Below are 21,232 nucleotides of genomic sequence, written 5' to 3' on the forward strand. Positions count from 1 at the left end.
GCGTGTCCTCAAACGCCGGACGGGCTGAATGGCGCGCCCGGGGCTACCCCGTCACCCTTGTTTGCGGTCGACGTATTCAAAGACCGAGCCGTCGGGGTGGCGGGCTACCAGGTTTCGGCCGATGGGGGTGGGGACCGGGCCCGCGATGATGTCCGCGCCCACCGCATGCAGGTCCGCCAGGGCCTCGTCGACATCCGTTACCGCGATCGTGGCGGTGATCTTCCGCAGGATGGACAGCTCCGCCTCCGGGCCGCTCATCAGGAAGAAGCAGCCGACCGCCGCGACCGAGACACCGCCGCGCCTGAACCGCAGTGCCTCGGTCCCGGTCAGCCGTTCGTAGACCGCGATCGCGGATTCCAGATCACCGACGCACACCCGTAGCGAAGTCCCCAGAATGTTCATGGAAACCAGGCTAGTTGGCCCGACGGGAGCCGGGGGAGGGTGCGTTCAAACGCGGCACAGCAGTTCACCGGCGGGGACGATGAACCAGGCGTCGTCCTGCCGGCCCCACTCGCGCCAGGCGGCCGCTATCCGCTCCAGATCGGGCCGGGCCGCGTACCCGCCGTCCAGTGCGTGGCGGGCGTAGGCGGAGGAGAGCGTACGGTCCGCCCACTGACCACTCCACCAGGCGCGGTCCTCCGGGGTGGCGAAGCACCAGGTGCTCGCCGTGGCGGTGACATCGGTGAGCCCGGCCCGCCGGGCCCAGGACAGCAGACGGCGCCCGGCGTCCGGTTCACCACCACCCGCGCGGGCGACCCTCGAGTACAGCCGGTGCCACTCGTCCAGGCCGGGGACGAGCGGATACCAGGTCATGGCCGCGTAATCGCCGTCCCGCACCGCCACGATCCCGCCCGGCCGGCACACCCGGCGCATCTCGCGCAGCGCCGCCACCGGGTCGCCGAGGTGCTGGAGCACTTGATGGGCGTGCACCACGTCGAACGAGCCGTCGGGGAAGTCGAGGGCCTGGGCGTCGCCGAGGGTGAAGTCGGCGTTGTCCAGGCCACGTTCACGGGCCACCGCACGGGCCCGCTGCACAGCGTCGCCGGCCGGGTCCAGGCCGGTCACCCGGCCCTGCGGGACGAGCGCGGCCAGGTCGGCGGTGATGGTGCCCGGACCGCAGCCGATGTCCAGGATCCGGTGGTGCGGCCGCAGCTCGGGCAGCAGATAGGCGGCGGAGTTGGCGGCCGTGCGCCAGCTGTGCGCGCGCAGTACGGACTCATGATGGCCATGGACGTAGACGACCTCGCCGGGGCGCCCTTTCGGCTCCTTGGCAGCTTCGGGCATGGTGGTCCCCTCCTTGAGGAACGGGAGCGTTCGTCCCGTTCACCGTACGCGTCAATCTCAAGATGCGAGAGGTACGTCTTGCGATGCAAGACCGGCCGTCACCCGCACGCCCGTGTCGGCCCGGCGCGTACCCCCGTGGTCTGCGAAGGTGGCGGAAAACCGGGCGCGGTACGGAGGTACGGACGGATGGGGCAACATCGACTCCGCTCCCCGGCACCCCCGGCCTTCCCGGCCCCCGAGCGCGGACTGCCCGTACTGCCGGAGCTCGCCGCACAGCTGGCCCGGTCGGCCACCCGCACCGCGCCCGAACCGGTCGGCGGCGGCCCGGAGCTGCGCGCCGCAGCCTGCGGCTACTGGGCGCGCCGCGGGCTGCCCGGCGACCCCGCGGAGGTGCTCGCGGCCCCGGGGGCCCAGCCGCTGCTGCTGGCCCTGTTCGCCTCGGCGGGCGGCGAGGTCCTGCTGACCAGACCCTGTGCCACCTGGTACGCGCCGCTCGCCCGGCTCGCGGGCCGGCTGGCCTACCACCTGCCGGTACCGGCGGAGTGCGGTGGCGTGCCCGACCCGTTCGCGCTGCTGGAGACCGTCCGCAGAATCCGGGCCGAGGGCGGCAGACCGCGCTTCCTGGTGCTGTCCGTCGCCGACGACACCACCGGGACCGTGGCCCCGCCGGAGATCCTGCACGAGGTCTGCGAGGCGGCGGCCGCCGAGGGACTGGTCATCGTCAGCGACGAGACCTGGCGGGACGTCCGGTACGACCCGCACGCCACCGTGTTCGTGGGCCCGGCGGATATGTACCGCGACCGGGTCGTGGTCCTCACCGACCTCTCGGGCGTCCTCACCCCCGCCGCCTGGCCCGTCGCCATCGCCCTGTTCCCCGCCGGGCTCCCGCTGCGCGCCCGCGCCGCCTCGGTGCTCACCGCCCTGCGGGCGGAGCTGCCGCCGCCGGTGGCCGCCACCGCCCACTACGCGCTGACCGAACCCGAGCCGGTACGCGCCCGTACCGCCGCGGCCGCCCGGCTCTACGGCACCCTGGCCGCGGCCGTCCGGGAACGGCTCGCCCCCGCCGGGGTGCTCAGCCTGCCGCCCCAGACCGGACCGCACCTCTACGCCGACCTCGATGAGCTGCGCACCGAGCTCGCCGCCCGGGGCATCGGCGATTCCGTGGAGCTGGAGGACCGGCTCGGCACGGCACTGGGTCATCCGGTCCCCGGCGGCCACCGCTTCGGCGAGGTCCCGGACGCCCTGCGCGTCCGGCTCTCCGTGCTGCCGCTCCTGGGCACCACCGACGACCAGCGCCAACAAGCCCTGGACAGCCCCGACCCGGTGCGGTCACCGGTAGTCGACCAGGCGTTGGCCACTCTTGGCACGGCATTCAGTGAACTCGCCACCACCTGATCTACCGTCGATGAGCGTGCCCTCGCGCCCAGCGCGCGGCGGCACCCGGTTCATGCGGTTCTCGTCGAATGGAGCCCCTCGATGACCGAACAGACCGAGCGCCCACTCGCGGAACCCCGCCCCCTCGGCGAAATCCGCATCTGGCCACGGTCGTTCGCCGACCGCCTCACCGCCCCGCTGCCCGGCGTGCGCGCCCTGGCCCGGCTGGCCCGCGAGGGCCGGCTGCGCCCCAGCGCCGCCTCGCTGCGCGAGCTCCCCGAACTGCCCGTCGAGCCCGGGCCGTTGCCCGTGGTCAACGCGGCCACCATCGCCGCCACCTGGGCCGGGCACGCCAGCTGGGTGCTGAGCATCGGCGGCCTCACGGTGCTCACCGACCCCGTCTGGTCCCGCAGAATCCTGGGCACGCCGCCCCGGGTCACTCCGGTCGGGGTGCGCTGGGCGGACCTGCCGCGCATCGACGCCGTCGTCATCAGCCACAACCACTACGACCATCTCGACGCGGCCACCCTCAAAAGCCTGCCCCGGGACACCCATCTCTTCCTGCCGGCCGGTCTCGCCCGCTGGGCGCGGCGCCGCCGGTTCACCCGGGTCAACGAGCTCGACTGGTGGGAGGCGGTCCAACTGCCCGGGCCGGCCGGGCCGGTGCGCTTTGACTTCGTCCCCGCCCATCACTGGAGCAAGCGCACCTTCACCGACACCTGCCGCTCGCTGTGGGGCGGTTGGGTGCTCACCGCCCCCAACGGCCGGCGCGTCTACTTCGCGGGTGACACCGGCTACGGCCACTGGTTCAAACGGATCGGCAGCCGCTACCCCGGCATCGATCTGGCCCTGCTGCCCATCGGGGCGTATGACCCGCGCTGGATGCTCGGCACCGTGCACACCGACCCCGAGGAGGCCGTACGCGCCTGCCAGGAGGTGGGCGCCCGGGCCATGGCACCCATGCACTGGGGGACCTTCCTGCTCTCCGCCGAGCCACCGCTGGAACCGCTGCGCAGGGTGCGCACCGCCTGGGCGGCGACCGGGCGCCCGCGCGACGAGCTGTGGGATCTGCCGGTCGGCGGCTCGCGGGTGCTGCCGCCGGTGGACGCGGAGGCACTGCAAGTGGTCAGCTCCTGACGGGAGTCACCGTCCCCGCGGTCATGGGCGCGACTCCAGTACGTGCACCCGCAGCGGCACCCCCAGGGCGGGATGCGTGGTGTCGCGCTCCCGGCGCATCCCCAGCTTGCGCATGATCCGCTCCGAGGCCGCATTCCCGATGGTGTGCACACTGACCACTCGCGCCAGTCCCCGGTCCCGCAGGGCGAAGTCCAATGCGGCGCGCGCCCCTTCGGTGGCCAGCCCGCGCCCCCAGTACGGCCTGCCGAGCCGCCACCCTATTTCGACGGCGGGCAGGATCTCCGGCAGATAACGGGGCACGGTCAGCCCCACGAATCCGGCCAACTGCCGCTGCTCGCGCACCTCGACGGCGAACAGCCCGATGCCCCACTCCTCCCACTCCTGCTCCCAGGCCGCGATCCCGGCGGCCGTCTGCCGCCGGTCCCGCACGGATCCGTCCCCGATCCAGCGCATCACCTCCGGGTCGGCGTTGATGGCGGCCATCGGCTCCAGATCGTCCGCACGCCAGCGGCGCAGGGTGAGCCGTGGGGTGCGCAGGGTGGTGGTCATGAGGGGATCCTGCCCAGGGGCAGGGGAGGAGGCACCTCCCGCACCGACCCATTGGACACCCCCTAGGGCGGGGGCTGACCTCTTTGCCGCATAACATGGTCAACATCGACTCGCCGGGAAGCGGAGCGGGAGGGAATCGGTGGCGAGCGCCAACTCGGCCCACCTGATGCCCGCGTGCTCCGAGAGGCACTGTGAGTTATCTCTCGCAGGTTGACCCTGCCGTGGCATAAGGGAAAGTTGTATCCAGCAGCTGCCCGCCGCTGAGCGGCATTACAGACGTCGCGGACCTGCCCCGCTTTCACGGAATGACCGACATTGAGCCTGATATCCCCTGCCCCACCGAAGCTGTCCACCAGCGCATCCGCCGCCCCGCGGGTGCGCCTGGATTCGCTCACCGGCCTGCGTTGGTACGCGGCGCTTCTCGTCTTCTGCTACCACTTCGGCTACGAGGAAACCGTGTCCGGCACCGCCGGTCATGTGAGCAAGCTGAAGCAGATCGTGTACGACGGCCCCTCGGCGGTTTCCTTCTTCTTCATCCTCTCCGGATTTGTCCTCGCCTGGTCGGCGCGGCCCCGGGACAAGGCGACCGGATTCTGGCGGCGGCGCTTCGCCCGCATCTACCCGAGCCACCTGGTGACCTTCTTCGCCGCGGTGCTGATGCTCATCTGGATGGGCCGGACCCTCGACCCCCGCATCGCGGCGGGAAACCTCGGCCTGGTCCAGTCCTGGATCCCCAACCGCAACGACTGGTGGTTCGGATACAACGGCGTCTCCTGGTCGCTGAGTTGTGAGTTCTTCTTCTACTTCACCTTTCCCCTGGTGATCCGCCTGATCCGGCGGTTCTCGGGACGGGGGCTGTGGGCGACGGTGATCGTCGGCAATCTGTTCGTCCTTCTGCTCCCGCTGCTCACGGCGCGGATCCAGCACGCGACCGGGTGGGACCCGAAGTACTTCCTCTATATGCTGCCGCCGGTGCGGCTGGTCGAGTTTGTGATCGGCATCGCCCTCGCGCTGCTGGTGAAGAGCGGTGCCTGGCGCGGTCCGGGCCTGGTCGCCAGCCTCGCCCTGTCCGTCGTGGTGGTCTTCGGGCCGGTGCATCTCCTGCCCTATGAGTTCCACTGGACCGCGGTCACGGTCATTCCCTACACCCTCACCATCGCCGCGGCCGCCCGCGCCGACGTCCACGGGGAACCGTCCCCCTTCAGAAACCGGTACATCGTGTACCTCGGCGAGGTCTCCTTCGCCTTCTACCTCGTGCATGAACTGGTCATCTTCAGTGGCAATCACTTCCTCAAGAAGCACCACCTCACCCTGCCGCTGACCCTGCACGCGGCGGTGATCCTGGGGTTGTCCCTGCTGGGCGCGGTGCTGCTGCACGAGCTGGTGGAGAAGCCCGGGGTGAAGCTGCTCTCCGGCGGCCGGCGGAAGACGAAGCCGGCCGCGGACCGATCACCCGACGAGGCCGGAGTCTGATGTTCCGCTTGATCGTCCGGTAGTGGACGAATCACGGCCCACCGCCGAGATCACGGCAGGTTTTGCGGTGCCGGACCCCACTCCACGGGACAAAAGAGCGCGATTTTGCCTGGCGCCCCTTACCGCTCACCATGTGCTCAGTCGCATAGATCTGCGACCTGCCCGCAGGATGAGAGGCACACCAGCCCATGCACGACACCGACGGCACACCCCTGCGCCGCTTCGGCCTCCCCACCGCGATCGCGCTGGTCATGGGGAACATCATCGGAGGCGGCATCTTTCTGCTGCCCGCCTCCGTCGCTCCGTACGGCACCGTCAGCCTGCTGGCCTTCGGCGTACTGACCATCGGGGCCATCGCGCTCGCGCTCGTCTTCGGGAAGCTCGCCGAGCGGCATCCGCGCACCGGCGGGCCGTATGTCTATGCACGCGAGGCCTTCGGTGACTTCGCCGGGTTCCTGTCGGCCTGGTCGTACTGGACCATGACCTGGGTCAGCAATGCGGCGCTCGCCGTCGCCGGGGTCGGCTACTTCCATGTACTGACCGGTGGCAGCCACTCCAAGGGCGCGGACCTGGTCATCGCGCTGGCCATGCTCTGGCTCCCGGCGCTGGCGAACCTGGCCGGCACCCGCTGGGTGGGTGCGGTGCAACTGATCTCCACGGTGCTGAAGTTCGTCCCGCTGCTGTTTGTCGCCGTGGTCGGGATCTTCTACTTCGACCCCAAGAACCTCGGGCACTTCAGCGCGGGCGGCGGAAGCTGGACCGGCGGGCTGACCGCGTCGGCGGCGATCCTGCTCTACAGCTATGTCGGCGTGGAGTCGGCGGCGATGAGCGCGGGCGAGGTGCGCAACCCCAAGCGCAATGTGGGCCGGGCGAGCGTGCTGGGCACCATCGGTGCGGCGCTGGTGTACCTGCTCGGTACGGTCTCCGTCTTCGGCACGGTGCCGCACGACAAGCTGGCCAGGTCCACCGCCCCGTTCTCGGACGCGGTGAACGCGATGTTCGGCGGCCAGTGGGGCGGCACGCTGATCGCGGCCGCCGCGGTGATCTCCATCGTCGGTGCGCTCAACGGGTGGACGCTGATGAGCGCGCAGGCGCCGTACGCGGCGGCCAAGGACGGGCTGTTCCCGGCCGCGTTCGGCCGGAAGCGGCGCGGGGTGCCCACCGTGGGCGTGCTGGCGGCGGCGGTGTTCGCCTCGCTGCTGACGGTGATCAACTACACCTCGGGTGCGGGCGGGGTCTTCGAGATCCTCGTCCTGGTGACCACCTTCTCCGCGACGGTCCCCTATCTGCTGGCCGCCGCGGCGCAGGTGTACTTCCTGCTGACGGGCCGGCGCGAGAAGGTCCGCCCCGGCCGCCTGACCCGGGACATGGTGCTCGCGCTCGGTGCGTTCGCCTTCTCCTTCTGGCTGGTGGCGGGCGCCGGGTACGAGGCGGTCTACCAGGGCGTGCTCTTCCTGTTCGTCGGAGTGATCGTCTATGCGTGGATGGCGGCCCGCCGTCCGGCGGGGCAGCAGTCGGCGGGAGAGCAACCCGCCCCGGTCGCCGTCCAGCCGGTGAAGCTCGTCGAGACCGTCAAGGGCTGACCGGCCGCAGCCTGAAGACCCGCGCGGGCGGCACGTTGTCCCAGACGACGCGCCGCTCGCTGTGGTGTGCGCCCTCGAAGGCCGCCAGCTCGGCGGCCACCGCGCGGTGCCGGGCCGCCTCCGCACGGCTGCCGAAGAGGGACCGCAGGGGCCGGGTGCCGAGATAGCCGAACCAGGTCAGCCGGCCGCCGGGGACCAGCGCCCGCCGGTACTGGGCCAGGATCGAACGCACCGTTTCGGGCGCGAAGTTGGTGAACGGCAGGCAGGAGACGATCACGTCATAGCGACCCTCGCCCAGCTCCAGCTCGGTGACCGACTCGGGCAGGATCCGCACCTGCTCCGCCACCGCGGCCAGCGCCGGATCGGTGCGCAGCAGCCCGGTCAGCACCCCTACGAACCGCGGATTGATCTCCACCACATCCAGCCGGTCGGACGGGCCGATGAGCCGGGCCAGCACCCGGGTGACCGTCCCGGTGCCGGCGCCGACCTCCAGTACCGACAACGGCCCGCTCCGCGCGGCGCGCAGCGGTTCGGCGAGACGGCAGGCGAGGCTGTGGCCGCTGGGTGCGATGGCACCGGTGGTGTGGAAGGTTCGGGTGACCTCGCGGAGGAAGGCGAGGGTGGGTGTCGCAGTCATGGTCACGATGCTGGAGACCGGCGCGGGCCGGGCCATCGGCCGCGCTGCGACGGCGGCCCCCGACGAAAGTAGGGGGCGGCCATGATCAAAGGGCCGATGGACGGCCCGGGTCCGCCGCCTACCCTGGCCAGGTGGTGAAGACGGCGGAACGGACGTGGCCCTGGTGGGCCGAGGTCCTGCTGCTGTGCCTGATCGGAGCGTCCGCGGCACAGGAGGCGTATATGCGGGCGGGCGGCCACTGGCTGAGCCCGGCCGTCGGCCTGGCCCTGGCCGCCGGCCTGGCGCTGGCCGCGCGGCGGCGGCAGCCGGTGTTGGTGGCGCTGGTCGCGGTCGGCGTGGCGGCGGTGCTGGGGATCGTGCTGCCGCTGCTGGTGATGCTCTTCCACTTCGCCTACCGGGGCCGGATCGCCGCCGGGGTGCTGTGCGCGGCCGCGGCCATGGCCGGCAACTGGTTCGCCGACCCCCAGCAGAACCTATGGCTGCTGCATTCCTACGGCCCGCTCACGCCGCTCTGTCTGGTACTGGCCCTCGGGCTGTGGGCGGGCGGCCGCAAGCGGCTGGTGGCCACGCTCGCCGAGCAGGTCGAGCAGCTGAGGGTGGAGCGCGAGCTGCGCGCCGAGAAGGCCAGACTCGGTGAACGCGCCCGGATCGCGGCCGAGATGCACGATGTGCTGGCCCACCGGCTGACCGTGCTGGCCCTGCACAGCGCCGCGCTGCAGCGCCGGGCGGCCGGGCTCCCCGAGCCGGTCATGGAACGGCTCGCGCTGCTGCGCACCACCTCCACCGAGGCGCTGCACGATCTGCGGGACGTCCTCGGGGTGCTGCGGGATGCCGAGGAGAGCCGGCCGCGGGTGCCGGGGCTGCGGGATCTGCCGGAGCTGCTGGCCGAGGCACGGGCGGCCGGGCAGGAGATCACGGCGGACATCGCGGGGGAGAGCGAGGCGCTGCCCGTCAGCCACCGGCTCGCCGTTCACCGCCTGGTGCAGGAGGCGCTCACCAACGCCCGCAAGCACGCCGCCGGCGCACCGGTGCGGGTCACGGTCGGCTATGGCCCGCCGTGCTCGACGGTGGAGGTCCGCAATGTCGCCGGGACCCCGTCCGAGGCCGCCGTGACCGGCGGCGGGTACGGTCTGATCGGGCTGGCCGAGCGCGTCAGGGCACTGGGCGGCCGGCTGGAGTACGGACCGGCGGGGAACGGGGGCTGGCGGGTGGTCGCCAGTATCCCGCTCGACGGTCACCACCCCTCGCGAGCCCCGGGAGCGGCATGATCCGAACCATGATCGTGGACGACGACCGGCTGGTCCGGTTGGCGCTCGCCGACATCCTCGACGACGCCCCGGGCATCGCCGTGGTCGCCCAGGGGGCGGACGGTGTGGAGGCCCTCGACCGGGCGGGGTCCCAGCGGATCGATGTGGTGCTGATGGATGTGCGCATGCCCCGCATGGACGGCATCGAGGCCACCGCCCGGCTGCGGGCGCTGCCGGATCCGCCGCAGGTGGTGGTGCTGACCACGTTCGACCTGGACCAGTATGTGTATGACGCGCTCGCGGCGGGGGCCTCCGGGTTTCTGCTCAAGGACACCGATCCCGACGAGATCATCCGGGCGGTGGAGGTGGTCGCGGCCGGGCAGGCGATGCTGCACCCCGCGGCCGCCCGCCGGGTCATCGACCGCTACCACGACACCGCCCGGACGGACAGCCGGGCGGCCCGCGCCAGGATCGCGCGGCTGACCCCCCGGGAGACCGAGGTGCTGGCGCTGCTGGGGGCGGGGGCGTCCAATGCCGAGATCGCGGCGCGGCTGGGGATGCGGGAGAGCACCGTCAAGGCTCATGTCAGCCGGATCCTGGCCGCGTTGGAGGTGGGCAACCGGGTGCAGGCCGCACTGTGCGCGCGGGACGCGGGGGTCGCGCGTTAGCTCATTACCTCGGCGGTAATCGCTCTCCATGGCCGGTCCCGACAGGATGGGGGCACGCCTTCGGACCCGCGCACTCGGGCCCGGAGGCGCCAAGTCCGCAGCCAGGGAAGAGAGTTTGTCATGTCGCAGTACGAGACCGCCGTCGCCCGCTACTTCGAGGCATGGAACGCCGGGGACCCCGCGGCCCGCGCCAAGGCCGTCGCCGCGGCGTGGACCGAGGACGGCTCCTACACCGACCCGCTCGCCGAGGTCAGCGGGCACAAGTCGCTCGCCGCCGTGATAGCGGGCGCCCAACAGCAGTTCCCCGGCTTTGAGTTCCGGCGGACCGGGGCCGTGGACGGACACCACAACACCGCGCGCTTCTCCTGGGAACTGGTCTCCTCGGCCGACGGTTCCGCGCCCGTCGCCGGGTCCGATGTGATCACCCTGGCCGAGGACGGCCGGATCCGCGCCGTCCTCGGCTTCCTGGACCGAGTGCCTACCGCATGAGGGCGCGGCGCTCCTGAAGGTACGCGGCCGTCTCCGGGTCGGCGGGGAGGAAGGTCTCCAGCGCCAGCTCGGAGACGGTCACGTCCATGGGGGTGTTGAAGGTGGCGATGGTCGAGACAAAGGACAGCGTCCGGCCGTCGTGCTCGATCACCATCGGCAGGGCGAACGGGACTGTTCCGCCGCCCGCCGCGGCGAGTTCCTCGCCACAAGGGTCCGGTGGCGGATATGCGCTGACCTCCTCGTACACGGCGCGCAGCGGGGCCGACCGGAAGACCGCGAGCTGTCGTTCCATCTGGTGCAGCAGATGGCCGCGCCACTCACCGTAGTTGCGGATGCGGGGCGCCATGCCGCGCGGGTGCAGGGTCAGGCGCATGGCGTTCAGCGGGGGCGTGAGCAGGTCTTCGGCGATGCCCTCCAGCAGCATGGCGATGCCGCGGTTGGCCGCCACCACCTGATAGGTGCCGTCGACGACCAGTGCCGGGAACGGCTCATAGGCATGCAGCAGTTGCTCCAGGCTCTCGCGCAGCTCCCGCATCGCGGGGTCGTTCAGCGGTCGTTCCGGGTAGTGCGGGGCATAACCGGCCGCGATGAGCAGGGCGTTCCGCTCCCGTACCGGCACCTCGAGGTGGTCCGCCAGACGCAGCAGCAGGTCCTGGCTCGGCCGGGAGCGGCCCGTTTCGACGAAGCTGATGTGCCGGGCGGAGGAGTCGGCGCGCAGGGCGAGTTCCAGTTGGCTCATCCGCCGTCGGTCCCGCCATTCGCGCAGCATCGGGCCCACCCCTGGGGCGATTGCGGCAGTGGTCATGCCCCGACCGTAACCCCAGGGGGCGTCCGATGGGCCGCTTACTTGACGCGAAAGGTTCGCGGCCACGTGGCACGCTTGCCTCACCGGTACCCGCGATGAAGGGGATGCGTCATGACCGTCGAACCGCTTTCGCAGAAGGACATCGAGGAACGCCTCCAGGAGCTGCCCGGCTGGACCACGGACGGCGAGCGGATCAGCCGCCGGTACTCCTTCGACGGGCATTTCCCGGCGGTGGCGATGGTGGTGCACATCGCGCAGATCCAGGAGGAGCTGGGTCACCACTCCGATCTGACCCTCGGCTACAACACGGTGTTCATCGAGGTGAACACGCACAGCGTGGGCGGCAAGGTCACCGGCCTGGATGTCCAACTCGCCCGCAGGATCGAGGCGGTGGCCGCGGCACACGGGGCCCGCTGACCGGCCCGCCCCGGGCAGCACGGAACCCCGCCCGTGTACTACCCCGCGGTACACGGGCGGGGCCGGCCCGGCGGCCCGGCGGTGGATCAGAACATGTCGAACGTGTCGGGGTCCGGGCCCAGCCGGGTGCCGTTGTCGAGGGCGGCGATCGCCGCGAGGTCCTCGTCGTCCAGCTCGAAGCCGAAGACGTCGAAGTTCTCGCGGATGCGCGAGGGGGTCACGGACTTGGGGATGGCCACCGTGCCCAGCCGGAGGTGCCAGCGCAGGACGACCTGCGCCGCGGTCCTGCCGTGCTTGGCGGCGATGCGGGTGACGACCGGGTTGTCGAGGAGGTCCTTGCCCTGGCCGAGCGGGGACCATGCCTCGGTGGCGATGCCGTGCTCGGCGTGCAGGGCGCGGAGCTCGGACTGCTGGAGGTAGGGGTGCAGCTCGATCTGGTTGACGGCGGGGACGATCGAGGTCTCGGCGATGAGCCGCTCCAGGTGCGCGGGCTGGAAGTTGGAGACACCGATCGCCTTGGCGCGGCCGTTCTTGGCGATCTCCGCGAAGGTGCGCAGGATCGTCAGGTAGTCGTCGCGCATGGCGCGCGGCCAGTGCAGCAGATAGAGGTCGACATACTCCAGGCCGAGCCGCTCCAGCGAGGCGTCGAACTCGCGCAGGACGTTCTCCCGCGTCCAGGTCTCCGAGGCGCTGTTCCACAGCTTGGTGGTGACGAACAGTTCGTCACGGGCGATACCGGATGCGGCGATGGCCTTGCCGGTGCCTACCTCGTTCTCGTAGATCGCGGCCGTGTCGATGCTGCGGTAACCGGCCTCGAGGGCGGCCGCGACGGCCGCGGTCGCCTCGTCGTCGGGAACCTGCCAGACGCCATAGCCGAGCTGTGGCATCCGCACGCCGTTGTTGAGGGTGATGGAAGGGGCCTTGCTCACCAGCAATCGATCCTTAGGTCGCTCGGAAACTTGTTCGTAGCCACAACAACCCGGGCGCGCGGCGCATTCCCGCCGCGTCCGTCAGCCCACGGTCTTCTGGTACAGCGCCTCGACCTCGGCGGCGTACGCCTTCTCCACCGCCTTGCGCTTGAGCTTCATGGTCGGTGTGAGCAGGCCCTGTGCCTCGGTGAACCGTCCGGCGAGGATGCGGAAGGTGCGGATCGACTCGGCCCGTGGGGCCAGCGCGTTGGCGGCCACCACCGCGTGCCGTATCTCGGCCTCCAGATCCGGGTCGTGGACCAGCCGGCCCGCTCTCATCGCGGGCTTGCCCCGCATGGCCAGCCAGTGCTCGACCGCCGCACGGTCCAGGGTGACCAGCGCGGCGAGGTGCGGGCGGCCGTTGCCGACGACCACACAGCGGTCGACGAGCGGGTGCGCCCGCACCCGGTCCTCCAGCGCCGTCGGCAGCACGCTGGTGCCGGCGGAGGTCACCAGGGTCTCCGTCTTCCGCCCGGCGATGGTCAGATAGCCGTCCGCGTCCAGGGCGCCCAGGTCGCCGGTGGCCAGCCAGCCGTGCCCCGGCACCGGGTCGGTGGCCCGGGCGTCCAGGTAGCCGGCGAACACCTGGTCGCCGCGCAGCCAGACCTCGCCGTCCTCGGCGATGTGCACGCTGGTGCCGGGCACCGGCGGGCCGACGGTGCCGAAGCGGGGCCGCTCGGGCGGGTTGGCGGTCGCGGCCGCGGTGCTCTCGGTCAGCCCGTACCCCTCGATGAGGGTGATGCCCGCGCCCGCGTAGAACAGGGCCAGACGCCGGTCCAGCACCGAGCCGCCGGAGAGCGCATAGCGCAGCCGGCCGCCGAGGGCCTCCCGGATCCGGGTGTAGACGACCTTGTCGAAGATCTGGCGCTGCAGGCGCAGCGCGGCGCCGGGCCCGGGGCCGGTGCCGAAGGCCTGGTCCTCCTGTGCCTGTGCATAGCGCACCGCCACCTCGACGGCCCGGTCGAACGGGCGGCCCTTGTCGGCCCGCTCGGCGTTGCGCCGGGTGGCGGCGAAGATCTTCTCGAAGAGGTAGGGGACCGTGCAGACGAACGTGGGCCGGAACGCCTGCAGATCGGACAGCAGGGCGCTGCCCGACAGCCGCGGCCGGTGGCCGAGCTTGACCCGGCCGCGCACCGCCGCGACCTGGATCATCCGTCCCAGGATGTGGGCCAGCGGCAGGAACAGCAGGGTGGAGGCCTCCTGGCCCGGGCGGGAGCGGAAGACCGGTGCGAAACGCTGGACGATGTTGTCCGTCGAGGTCATGAAGTTGGCGTGGGTGAGGACACAGCCCTTGGGGCGGCCCGTGGTGCCCGGGGTGTAGATGACGGTGGCCGGTGAGTCGGGCCGGACGGCCCTGCGGTGCCGGTGCACCAGGTCGTCCGGGATCTGTGCCCCGGCGGCGTTCAGCTCCTCCACCGCGCCCGCGTCCAGCTGCCACAGGCGGGCCAGGTGCGGCAGCCGGTCGACGACCGAGCCGATGGTCATCGCATGGTCCTCGTGCTCGACGACGCAGGCGAAGACCTCGGCTTCGCGCAGCGTCCAGAAGACCTGCTCCGGGGAGGAGCTGGGGTAGAGCGGTACGGACTGGGCGCCCAGGCACCACAGCGCGAAGTCGAAGAGCGTCCACTCATAGCGGGTGCGGGACATCAGGGCGACCCGGTGGCCCGCCCCGACCCCTTGGGCGAGCAGTCCCTTGGCCAGGGCCAGGACCTCATCGCGGAACGCGCCCGCGGTCACGTCCTGCCACTGCCCGGCGACCTTGCGGCCGAGCGCGATCCGGTCCGGGTCCTCGGCGGCGTGCTGGAACACGATGTCGGCCAGGCCTCCGGTGCGGGGCTTCGACACCAGGGGTGGGATGTTGAGATCGCGCAATCCTCGCTCCTCGCGATGTTCCGCACGGCGCCCGTGACCGTACCCGGTCCGGTGCCGGGGCGAACCCTTTTCCGGTGAGGTGGTCGACCGCCTGTGACCGGATCTGCACGGAATCTGCGCTTCAGGGGCGTCCGGTGGCCTGCAACCGGTCGCCGGACGCCAGGATGGCCTGGGCGAGCGCCTCGGCGCTGCCCCGCGCCGCGCTGTCCCGGGTGGCGCCGTGCAGCAGCACCACATCGATGGCGCCGAGTTCCGGCAGCCCGTACCGGGCCGGAATCCGCTCGAGGCCCGGCGGGATCATGCCGCGGGTGTGGGCCATCACGCCCAGCCCGGCGCGAGCCGCCGCCACCAGGCCGCTCAGGCTGTGGCTGGTGCAGGTCACCCGCCAGGGGCGGCCATGCCGTTCCAGCACCTCCAGGGCACGGGCCCGGGTCACCGCGGGCGGCGGGAAGACGACCAGGGGCACCGGCCGTCCGGGGTCCAGGCGCAGCCGCTCGCTGCCGATCCACACCAGCCGGTCGCGCCAGACGAGCCGGCCGTGCGGCTCGTCCGGGTGGCGCTTGGCCAGGACGAGGTCGAACCGTCCGGCCGTGAGCTGCTCATGGAGGGTGTCGGAGAGATCGACGGTCAGCTCCAGATCCACCTCCGGGTGGTCGCGCCGGAAGCCCTCAAGGACCTCCGGCAGCCGGGTCAGCACAAAGTCCTCGGACGCGCCGAACCGCAGCCGCCCGCGCAGCCTGGTCCCCGCGAACCAGATCGCCGCCCGTTCGTTCGCCTCGAGGATGGTGCGGGCGAAGCCGAGCATCGCCTCGCCGTCCTCGGTCAGCGCCACGCTGTGCGTATCGCGGGAGAACAGTTGTCGTCCGGCCGCCTCCTCCAGCCTGCGCACCTGCTGGCTGACGGTCGACTGCCGCACTCCCAGGCGGCGGGCGGCCTGGGTGAAGCTGAGCGTCTGGGCGACGGTCAGAAAGGCGCGCAGCTGTACCGGCTCAAACATGGGAAAAGCTTATCGTCATATGCGATAGCAGTGAGCGTGCTCAACGGGGTTCCCGATGAGCCCGGGCCAGGCGAGGCTGGAGGCATGCGCCGACCCGATGTGCTGCGCGTTTTCGCGAAGCTCCCCCTCGACCCCTATATAGCCGCCCTGCTCGGCACGGTTCTGCTGGCCGTGGTGCTGCCCGTCCGGGGTTCGGCCGCGGCTCTCGCGGACGATGCCACCAAGGGGGCCGTGGGGCTGCTGTTCTTCCTCTACGGCGCCCGGCTCTCCACCCGTGAGGCGATGGAGGGGATGCGCCACTGGAAACTGCATCTGACGGTGCTGGCCTGTACGTTCATGATCTTCCCGTTGCTCGGTCTGGCCGCGCGCGGCCTCGTCCCCGAGGTGCTGACCCCGCAGCTGCACACCGGGCTGCTGTTCATGTGCCTGGTGCCGTCCACCGTCCAGTCGTCGATCGCCTTCACCTCCATCGCGCGCGGCAATGTGGCGGCCGCGATCTGCGCCGGCTCCTTCTCCAGCCTGGTGGGCATCGTGCTCACCCCGCTGCTGGCCGCGCTGCTGCTGGGCGGCAGCGGCGGGGGATTCTCGCTCGACTCGCTGCTGTCGATCGTGCTCCAGCTGCTGGTGCCCTTCCTGGCCGGGCAGTTGCTGCGCCCCTGGGTCGGCGGTTTCCTCGGCCGGCACCGCAAGGTGCTGGGCCGGGTCGACCGGGGGTCGATCCTGCTGGTGGTCTATGCGGCCTTCAGCGCCGGCATGGTCCGCGGGATCTGGCACCAGGTCACGCCCTGGCGGCTGCTCGGCCTGCTGGGGGTGGAGGCGGTGCTGCTGGCGGTGATGCTCACGCTCACCGGCCGGGGCGCGCGGTGGGCGGGCTTCAACCGCGAGGACCGGATCGCGATCACCTTCGCCGGGTCCAAGAAGAGCCTCGCCGCCGGACTGCCCATGGCCACCGTGCTGTTCGGGGCGGAGGCCGGCCTGGCCGTGCTGCCGCTGATGCTCTTCCATCAGCTTCAGCTGATGGTCTGTGCGGTCCTCGCGAAGCGGTACGCGCGGGAGGCGGATGAGGCTTCCGGCCCGGTGGCCGGGCCCACCGGTGCCGTCTTGGAGGTGGCGAACGGGCCCGGCCGGTGAGGGAGTTCAGCGGCGGTCCACCCGGTCCAGTGGCAGCCACAGCACTGTGTCGTGGCGGGCGGGCGGTGTGTTGCCCACCCGGAGCGAGGTCAACTCGGCGTCCGTCAGGACTCTTCGGTACACCCGGGCCTCCTCCAGGTCGCCGGTCAGGAACGCCCGGGCGTCGGGCCGCTGGGCCAGGTGCACCCCGAAGGTCGAGGTGCGGCTCACCGACCCCGGCACATCGCGCACGGCCGTGGAGACGCCGTCGATGCTGAGCACGACCTGCCCGCCCCCGCGCCGCAGCGCCAGCTGATGCCACTGCCCGTCGTCGGCCGCGCCCACCGAGGGCGCGGAGTACACCGTCGCAGTGTGGGCGGGGGTCGCGCCGGTGACGGCGGTCAGCCGGCCGGTGATCCGGCCGGCCGCGGGCTCCCCGAAGAGCGCCACCTGGGGGGAGCCGCCGACGCCGCCCATCCACAGGAACGGCTGCTCGCCCTTGGCGGAGCGATAACGGAACCACAGCAGCGCAGTGAAGTCCTGGTTGTGGAGGGGGAGCTGTGGGCGAAAGGGGAGGCGCACGGCGCCGTCCGCGCCGTTGAAGCGGAGCGCGCCGCCGAACCGGCCGCCGACCGGGCGGGCGCCGCCGAGCACCGGGGCGCCCCGGCCGCCCGGCGCCCGGTCCTCGGTGGTCGGGTCCGGGCCCCGGCGGGGGCCGAGCCAGTCCTCGGTGAAGCGGGCGAAGCGGATCTCCTGGCGGGCGTCCGTCTTCCCGGCCTCGTAGAGCAGGCCGATCCGGCCCGGGCCGGCCGGCGCCATGTCCGAGTAGCCGGACCAGTCGGCGGTGACCGTTCTGCCGCGCTCGGCGCTCTCCCAGCCGCGGCCCTGGTCGTAGGAGGAACGGATGGTCAGCGTGCGGCGGCGGTCGGGGTCGGCGGGCGCCGAGAACAGCCAGCGGCCCGGGCGCAGCGGCACCACGGCCCCCTGCACCGCGGGTGTGTAGAGGCCGGGCAGGGCGTGGAACGGTGCGGCGAACGTCCTGCCGCCGTCCCGGCTGGTGGTTTCGTCGCGGTTGCCGAGATCCGTGCCGCCCTGCTCCCGGCCGTTGACATAGACCGTGCCGTCGTCGCGCTCGGCCAGGGCGAGTTCGGAGGGCTTCTGCCGGTAGGTGCCGTCGGGCGCCACGCGATAGGTGTCCACTGCCCCGAGCCGCCAGTGGGCTCCAGCGTCATCGCTGAACGCCAGCGCGGCGTGGTTGGCAGAAGTGCGCCTGCTCTCGGCGCTCTCGGCGTTGACCCCGATGACCAGCCGGCCGCGATGCGGGCCATGGGCGAGCTGGATGCCGTGCCCCGGGCCGGTTGCATACCAGGAGTTCCAGCCGCGCGGCCTGAGTTGGGCGGTCACCTCACGCGGGCGGGACCAGCTGAGGCCGTCGTCGTCGCTGTACTGGGTGTGCGGAGTGCGGTCGCAGGGCACTTCGCAGCTGCCGTCGTCGGTGCGGCCCGCGTTGTAGGTGGTGGCCAGCACGACCCGCCCGGTGCGGCGGTCCACCACCGGTGCCGGGTTGCCATGGGTGTCGCCCTGCCCGGCGTCGACGATCCGCAGCGGCCCCCAGGTGCGGCCGCCGTCGGTGGAGCGCTTGACGACCAGATCGATGTCGGTGGCGTCACCGCAGTTGTTCTTTCTGCCCTCGGCGAAGGCCAGGAGCGTGCCTCGGGTGGTGGTGACGATCGCCGGGATGCGGTAGCAGGCGTATCCGGCCCCGGGCTCCTGCCCGGCCCTGAACAGGACGCGCTCCTCGAACCCCGGTCGGGTGGCGGTGAGTTGATCCGGCCCGTCGGCCGGATCGGCGCGCACCGGCTGGGCGGCCAGGGCGAGCAGTGCGCACGCCAGCAGGGCGGAGGCCGTGCGGCGGTGGCCGGTACGGGAAGGCGGTGCCATGGTCCGTCCTTTGCGCGTCGGGGCACGTGGTGATACGTCGGGACACGGGGGAGTGGAGACCGGGCACCGCACGGCCTGTGCTCCGGTGGGCCAAGGTATGGGGCGGCCCCTCCGCATCTCAAGGACCACGCGGCCAAACGACACCATGGGTGCAAAGAGAGTTACACCGGCCGCAGCACCACCTTGCCCCGATTGGCGCGCGACTCAATGATTTCGTGCGCCCTGGCGGCCTCCTCCAGTGGCAACTCGGCGTGGATGTACGGCCGCAGCCGCCCCGCGGTGAACAACTCCCACAGCTCCTGCCGCCACTGCTCCATCAGCGCCGGGCTGTTGCGCGCTATCAGCGCCATCTGGAAGCCGATGACCGATCTGGCGCCCACCAAGAGGTCATATGCGGCGATCGTCCCGCCACCGGAGCTGTAGGCCACCAGTCGCCCACCCGGCGCGAGCGCGGCCACGGCGGGGGAGAGAAGCTCCCCGCCGACGGCGTCCAGCACGATGTCCACCGGCTCGCCCCAGGATTTCTGCGCATAGGTCACCACCTCATCCGCACCCAGCGACCTGGCGAACTCCGCCTTGGCGGCCGAGCCCACCGCGGCCACCACCCGGCCCGCGCCACGCGCCTTGGCGAGCTGCACGGCGAGCTGACCGACGCCGCCGGCCGCGCCCGTCACCAGCACCGACTCGCCCTCGACCGGCCGGGCCGCGGCAAGGGCGCCCAGGGCGACCAGCCCGCAGCGCACCAGCGCGACGGCGTCGGCGGCGCTTGCGCCACCGGGGATGCGCGAGGCCATGGAGGTGCGCAGGACCGCGTAGTCGGCGTATCCGGCGGCGAAGCACAGGCCGGTGACCCGCTCGCCGACCAGAAAGCCCGTCACATCCGGGCCGAGGCCCACGACTTCCCCGGCTACCTCGCCGCCGGGGCTCACGGGCAGCGGAAGCCCGCCCTCGCGCACCTTGCGCACCACCGGCAAGGTGATCCCGATCGCCCGGGTGCGCACCAGGAGTTCGCCCGGCCCCGGCCGGGGGACGTCCGCCTCCTCGACCCGCAGGACTTCCGGGCCGCCGTTGCGGTGGTAGCGGACACGACGCATGGTGCACCTCCGAAGACATCACGCCGACGCTCACCGCCAGGCGTTCATTGGGACTTCCAACGGATCCAACCGTACCCGGAATCCATTGGGAACTCCAATGGTTTTTCGTGGGGAATCCCCATGACTTTCCGGCTAGGCTCGAGCCATGGGACACACCGACGCGGCCCCGGCCCCCACAGACCCGGCCCCCACAGACCCGGCCCCCACAGACCCGGCCCCCGCAGACCCGACCGGCACCGGCACGACCGACGCGGCCCCGGCCGACGAGCCCGCCCTCGCCCGTATCCAGGCCCTCCCCAGCTGGCTGCTCAACCGCGCCTCCGCCCGCGGCCGCCGCCTGGTGACCGAGGCGTTCGCCGGGGACGGCATGCGCATGCCGCACCACGCCGTACTGTCCGCCGTCGCCGACCTCGGCCCGGTCGCCCAGGCCGAACTCGGCCGCACCACCGGTTTCGACCCCAAGGACATGGTCGGCATCCTCAATGACCTCCAGGCCCAGGCGCTCATCACCCGCGCCCCCGATCCCGCCGACCGCCGCAAGAACGCCATCACCCTCACCGACGCGGGCAGTCGCCGCCTCGCCCGTCTCACCAAGCTCGGCGACAAGGCCAACGAGGCCCTGCTGTCCGCCCTTTCACCCGTCGAGCGGGAACTCTTCCTCGCCCTCCTCTCCCGGGTCGTCGGAGCGGAGGAAGCACAGGAGAGCTGACCCGTCCCCGCCGCGAGGCCGCCCGCTCACCCGAGGCCGCCCGCTCACCCGAGGACGATGCGCCGCTCTCCGGCGTAGACGTTCATCGACGCCCCGCGCAGGAAACCCACCAGCGTCAGACCCGTCTCGGCGGCCAGGTCCACGGCCAGGGACGACGGCGCCGACACCGCCGCGAGCACCGGGATCCCCGCCATGACCGCCTTCTGCGCCAGCTCGAAGGAGGCCCGCCCGGACACCAGCAGCACGGCCCCGGACAGCGGCAGCAGCCCCTGCTGCAGCGCCCGGCCGACCAGCTTGTCCACCGCGTTGTGCCGCCCCACGTCCTCGCGCACATCCAGCAGTTCGCCGTCCGGCGCGAACAGTGCGGCACCGTGCAGGCCCCCGGTGCGGTCGAAGACCCGCTGTGCCGCCCGCAGCCGGCCGGGAAGCTCGGCCAGCAGCCCCGGCTCGAGCCGCAGCGGCTCCGGCCCGTCCGCGACGGGCCAGCGGGCGATGGTCCGCACGGCGTCCAGGCTCGCCTTGCCGCACAGCCCGCACGAGGACGTCGTATAGACATTGCGCTCCAGGCTCAGCTCGGGCAGGGGCACCCCGGGCGCGAGCCGTACGTCCACGACGTTGTAGGTGTTGCCGCCGTCCTCCGTGGCGCCCGCGCAGTAGACGATGTTCGCCAGCTCCCCGGCCCGGCTCAGCACTCCCTCGCTCACCAGGAACCCGGCCGCCAGCGCGAAGTCGTCGCCCGGAGTGCGCATGGTGATCGCCAGCGGCTTGCCGTTCAGCCGGATCTCCAGCGGCTCCTCGGCCACCAGCGTGTCCGGGCGGCTGCTCACCGCCCCGTCCCGGATGCGGATGACGCGGCGTCGTTCGGTGACCCGTCCCAT

General features: G+C 72.0%; 21 protein-coding genes. 10 read left to right on the forward strand and 11 right to left on the reverse strand.

Annotation, left to right across the window (positions count from 1 at the left end; translation table 11 throughout):
* Nucleotides 1-51: 51 nt before the first annotated feature.
* Nucleotides 52-402, reverse strand: coding sequence for a VOC family protein (locus tag ABCR83_RS07175; protein WP_462693976.1), 351 nt, complete (start codon nt 400-402; stop codon nt 52-54).
* Nucleotides 403-447: 45 nt separating this feature from the next.
* Nucleotides 448-1,284, reverse strand: coding sequence for a class I SAM-dependent methyltransferase (locus ABCR83_RS07180; RefSeq protein WP_462693977.1), 837 nt, complete (start codon nt 1,282-1,284; stop codon nt 448-450).
* Nucleotides 1,285-1,470: 186 nt separating this feature from the next.
* Between ABCR83_RS07180 and ABCR83_RS07185 the strand changes: the two genes are divergently transcribed.
* Together ABCR83_RS07185 and ABCR83_RS07190 are read left to right on the forward strand one after the other, a co-directional pair.
* Nucleotides 1,471-2,679, forward strand: coding sequence for a pyridoxal phosphate-dependent aminotransferase (locus ABCR83_RS07185; protein WP_462693979.1), 1,209 nt, complete (start codon nt 1,471-1,473; stop codon nt 2,677-2,679).
* Nucleotides 2,680-2,760: 81 nt separating this feature from the next.
* Entirely contained in the window at nt 2,761-3,795 is a 1,035-nt protein-coding gene (locus tag ABCR83_RS07190; RefSeq protein WP_462693980.1) for an MBL fold metallo-hydrolase, read from the forward strand.
* Between the two features lie 21 nt (nt 3,796-3,816).
* Here ABCR83_RS07190 and ABCR83_RS07195 read toward each other — a convergent pair whose 3' ends face one another.
* Complete coding sequence (locus tag ABCR83_RS07195; RefSeq protein ID WP_462693981.1) at nt 3,817-4,344, reverse strand: GNAT family N-acetyltransferase; 528 nt, start codon at nt 4,342-4,344, stop codon at nt 3,817-3,819.
* A gap of 315 nt (nt 4,345-4,659) precedes the next feature.
* On the opposite strand from ABCR83_RS07195, the gene ABCR83_RS07200 reads away from it, so the two are divergent.
* Together ABCR83_RS07200 and ABCR83_RS07205 are read left to right on the forward strand one after the other, a co-directional pair.
* Nucleotides 4,660-5,817 carry an acyltransferase family protein gene (locus ABCR83_RS07200; protein WP_462693982.1) on the forward strand — a complete coding sequence of 386 codons (1,158 nt, stop codon included), beginning with the start codon at nt 4,660-4,662 and terminating at the stop codon, nt 5,815-5,817.
* A gap of 188 nt (nt 5,818-6,005) precedes the next feature.
* Complete coding sequence (locus ABCR83_RS07205) at nt 6,006-7,400, forward strand: amino acid permease (RefSeq protein ID WP_462693983.1); 1,395 nt, start codon at nt 6,006-6,008, stop codon at nt 7,398-7,400.
* Here the strand turns inward: ABCR83_RS07205 and ABCR83_RS07210 are convergent.
* Nucleotides 7,390-8,037 (reverse strand): class I SAM-dependent methyltransferase, encoded by a 648-nt coding sequence (locus ABCR83_RS07210; RefSeq protein ID WP_462693984.1) that lies wholly within the window; start codon nt 8,035-8,037, stop codon nt 7,390-7,392. The two genes, ABCR83_RS07205 and ABCR83_RS07210, sit on opposite strands and share 11 nt — an antisense overlap.
* A 131-nt stretch (nt 8,038-8,168) precedes the next feature.
* Here ABCR83_RS07210 and ABCR83_RS07215 point away from each other — a divergent pair, with 131 nt between their 5' ends.
* From ABCR83_RS07215 to ABCR83_RS07225, 3 genes are all read left to right on the forward strand, one after another.
* Nucleotides 8,169-9,305, forward strand: coding sequence for a sensor histidine kinase (locus tag ABCR83_RS07215; RefSeq protein ID WP_462693985.1), 1,137 nt, complete (start codon nt 8,169-8,171; stop codon nt 9,303-9,305).
* The gene (locus ABCR83_RS07220; RefSeq protein WP_462693986.1) at nt 9,302-9,952 is read left to right on the forward strand and encodes a response regulator transcription factor; all 651 of its coding nucleotides are present in this window, start codon (nt 9,302-9,304) and stop codon (nt 9,950-9,952) included. The genes ABCR83_RS07215 and ABCR83_RS07220 overlap by 4 nt, the downstream gene beginning before the upstream one ends.
* A 120-nt stretch (nt 9,953-10,072) precedes the next feature.
* Nucleotides 10,073-10,441: a nuclear transport factor 2 family protein gene (locus ABCR83_RS07225; RefSeq protein ID WP_462693987.1), complete on the forward strand. Its 369-nt coding sequence runs from the start codon at nt 10,073-10,075 to the stop codon at nt 10,439-10,441.
* On the opposite strand, the gene ABCR83_RS07230 is transcribed toward ABCR83_RS07225, so the two are convergent.
* Nucleotides 10,431-11,246 carry a helix-turn-helix domain-containing protein gene (locus tag ABCR83_RS07230; RefSeq protein WP_462693988.1) on the reverse strand — a complete coding sequence of 272 codons (816 nt, stop codon included), beginning with the start codon at nt 11,244-11,246 and terminating at the stop codon, nt 10,431-10,433. The two genes, ABCR83_RS07225 and ABCR83_RS07230, sit on opposite strands and share 11 nt — an antisense overlap.
* A 111-nt stretch (nt 11,247-11,357) precedes the next feature.
* Between ABCR83_RS07230 and ABCR83_RS07235 the strand changes: the two genes are divergently transcribed.
* Nucleotides 11,358-11,663 carry a 4a-hydroxytetrahydrobiopterin dehydratase gene (locus tag ABCR83_RS07235; RefSeq protein ID WP_462693989.1) on the forward strand — a complete coding sequence of 102 codons (306 nt, stop codon included), beginning with the start codon at nt 11,358-11,360 and terminating at the stop codon, nt 11,661-11,663.
* A gap of 86 nt (nt 11,664-11,749) precedes the next feature.
* Here the strand turns inward: ABCR83_RS07235 and ABCR83_RS07240 are convergent, their stop codons facing one another.
* The 3 genes from ABCR83_RS07240 to ABCR83_RS07250 form a co-directional block, all read right to left on the reverse strand.
* Nucleotides 11,750-12,592 (reverse strand): aldo/keto reductase, encoded by an 843-nt coding sequence (locus ABCR83_RS07240; protein ID WP_462693990.1) that lies wholly within the window; start codon nt 12,590-12,592, stop codon nt 11,750-11,752.
* Nucleotides 12,593-12,673: 81 nt separating this feature from the next.
* Nucleotides 12,674-14,503 (reverse strand): AMP-dependent synthetase/ligase, encoded by a 1,830-nt coding sequence (locus ABCR83_RS07245; protein ID WP_462693991.1) that lies wholly within the window; start codon nt 14,501-14,503, stop codon nt 12,674-12,676.
* A gap of 121 nt (nt 14,504-14,624) precedes the next feature.
* On the reverse strand, nt 14,625-15,500 hold the full coding sequence (locus tag ABCR83_RS07250) for a LysR family transcriptional regulator (protein ID WP_462693992.1): 876 nt from the start codon (nt 15,498-15,500) through the stop codon (nt 14,625-14,627).
* Nucleotides 15,501-15,584: 84 nt separating this feature from the next.
* Between ABCR83_RS07250 and ABCR83_RS07255 the strand changes: the two genes are divergently transcribed.
* Nucleotides 15,585-16,631, forward strand: coding sequence for a bile acid:sodium symporter family protein (locus tag ABCR83_RS07255; RefSeq protein ID WP_462693993.1), 1,047 nt, complete (start codon nt 15,585-15,587; stop codon nt 16,629-16,631).
* A gap of 6 nt (nt 16,632-16,637) precedes the next feature.
* Here the strand turns inward: ABCR83_RS07255 and ABCR83_RS07260 are convergent, their stop codons facing one another.
* Together ABCR83_RS07260 and ABCR83_RS07265 are read right to left on the reverse strand one after the other, a co-directional pair.
* A complete protein-coding gene (locus ABCR83_RS07260) occupies nt 16,638-18,551 on the reverse strand; it encodes an exo-alpha-sialidase (protein ID WP_462693994.1) in 1,914 nt (637 codons plus the stop codon).
* A 161-nt stretch (nt 18,552-18,712) separates the two neighbouring features.
* Nucleotides 18,713-19,645, reverse strand: coding sequence for a quinone oxidoreductase family protein (locus tag ABCR83_RS07265; RefSeq protein WP_462693995.1), 933 nt, complete (start codon nt 19,643-19,645; stop codon nt 18,713-18,715).
* A 283-nt stretch (nt 19,646-19,928) separates the two neighbouring features.
* On the opposite strand from ABCR83_RS07265, the gene ABCR83_RS07270 reads away from it, so the two are divergent.
* Complete coding sequence (locus ABCR83_RS07270) at nt 19,929-20,354, forward strand: MarR family winged helix-turn-helix transcriptional regulator (RefSeq protein WP_462694076.1); 426 nt, start codon at nt 19,929-19,931, stop codon at nt 20,352-20,354.
* 44 nt (nt 20,355-20,398) lie between these two features.
* Here the strand turns inward: ABCR83_RS07270 and fdhD are convergent, their stop codons facing one another.
* Nucleotides 20,399-21,232, reverse strand: a complete 834-nt coding sequence (gene fdhD, locus ABCR83_RS07275; protein WP_462693996.1) for a formate dehydrogenase accessory sulfurtransferase FdhD — start codon at nt 21,230-21,232, stop codon at nt 20,399-20,401.

Source organism: Streptomyces xingningensis (genome assembly GCF_054957865.1).

What these genes read in the sequence shown, in the direction of transcription:
- ABCR83_RS07225 (WP_462693987.1), top strand. Translation starts at nt 10,073, where the DNA reads ATGTCGCAGTACGAGACCGCCGTCGCCCGCTACTTCGAGGCATGGAAC.
- ABCR83_RS07255 (WP_462693993.1), top strand. Translation starts at nt 15,585, where the DNA reads ATGCGCCGACCCGATGTGCTGCGCGTTTTCGCGAAGCTCCCCCTCGAC.
- ABCR83_RS07180 (WP_462693977.1), bottom strand. Translation starts at nt 1,284, where the DNA reads ATGCCCGAAGCTGCCAAGGAGCCGAAAGGGCGCCCCGGCGAGGTCGTC.
- ABCR83_RS07195 (WP_462693981.1), bottom strand. Translation starts at nt 4,344, where the DNA reads ATGACCACCACCCTGCGCACCCCACGGCTCACCCTGCGCCGCTGGCGT.
- ABCR83_RS07185 (WP_462693979.1), top strand. Translation starts at nt 1,471, where the DNA reads ATGGGGCAACATCGACTCCGCTCCCCGGCACCCCCGGCCTTCCCGGCC.
- ABCR83_RS07260 (WP_462693994.1), bottom strand. Translation starts at nt 18,551, where the DNA reads ATGGCACCGCCTTCCCGTACCGGCCACCGCCGCACGGCCTCCGCCCTG.
- ABCR83_RS07210 (WP_462693984.1), bottom strand. Translation starts at nt 8,037, where the DNA reads ATGACTGCGACACCCACCCTCGCCTTCCTCCGCGAGGTCACCCGAACC.
- ABCR83_RS07250 (WP_462693992.1), bottom strand. Translation starts at nt 15,500, where the DNA reads ATGTTTGAGCCGGTACAGCTGCGCGCCTTTCTGACCGTCGCCCAGACG.
- fdhD (WP_462693996.1), bottom strand. Translation starts at nt 21,232, where the DNA reads ATGGGACGGGTCACCGAACGACGCCGCGTCATCCGCATCCGGGACGGG.
- ABCR83_RS07220 (WP_462693986.1), top strand. Translation starts at nt 9,302, where the DNA reads ATGATCCGAACCATGATCGTGGACGACGACCGGCTGGTCCGGTTGGCG.
- ABCR83_RS07190 (WP_462693980.1), top strand. Translation starts at nt 2,761, where the DNA reads ATGACCGAACAGACCGAGCGCCCACTCGCGGAACCCCGCCCCCTCGGC.
- ABCR83_RS07205 (WP_462693983.1), top strand. Translation starts at nt 6,006, where the DNA reads ATGCACGACACCGACGGCACACCCCTGCGCCGCTTCGGCCTCCCCACC.
- ABCR83_RS07175 (WP_462693976.1), bottom strand. Translation starts at nt 402, where the DNA reads ATGAACATTCTGGGGACTTCGCTACGGGTGTGCGTCGGTGATCTGGAA.
- ABCR83_RS07235 (WP_462693989.1), top strand. Translation starts at nt 11,358, where the DNA reads ATGACCGTCGAACCGCTTTCGCAGAAGGACATCGAGGAACGCCTCCAG.
- ABCR83_RS07230 (WP_462693988.1), bottom strand. Translation starts at nt 11,246, where the DNA reads ATGACCACTGCCGCAATCGCCCCAGGGGTGGGCCCGATGCTGCGCGAA.
- ABCR83_RS07265 (WP_462693995.1), bottom strand. Translation starts at nt 19,645, where the DNA reads ATGCGTCGTGTCCGCTACCACCGCAACGGCGGCCCGGAAGTCCTGCGG.